At 34.8% G+C, this 431-nt stretch carries 1 protein-coding gene; it reads right to left on the bottom strand.

What is annotated here, in order from left to right:
- A partial coding sequence (locus tag Q0733_RS13010) for a hypothetical protein (protein WP_298782770.1) occupies positions 1-431 on the bottom strand: 431 nt, incomplete at both ends.

Genomic DNA, 431 nt, shown 5'->3' with positions numbered 1-431 from the left:
TTTTCATAAGTTATATTTAATGTTGTTGTACCACTATCATGAATATCTCCAACATTAACAGCAAAACCAATTACAGGTTTATCAAACGTTAAAGATACCGTATGAGTACTGGCTGTTGAAACATTAAATGCAACTAAATTACCACTAGTATCTCCAAGAGGAGCAATACCAAAGGTTGTACCTTGACTAATTTCATTTACTTTAGGTGTAGCCGCAGTAGTTGTTACTTCCATTGTAAAATCTCCAAAATCAAAACCTCCTACAACTCCTACATCTGTACCATCTGCATAGCTATTAAAATCTTCTTTATTACCAAATTCTCCTGCTGCTGTGACTGCTGTATTCCAATCTGCTCTTACTGTTGTTGTTATAGCTTCAGGCAAAACTATTACAGGTGCATTACACTCATCACTATCTAAAACACCATCATT

It is taken from the genome of uncultured Polaribacter sp., assembly GCF_947500975.1.
Lineage (GTDB): Bacteria > Bacteroidota > Bacteroidia > Flavobacteriales > Flavobacteriaceae > Polaribacter.
The sequence above is the reverse complement of the archived record's forward strand: the minus strand, read 5'-3'. Positions and strand labels throughout refer to the sequence as shown.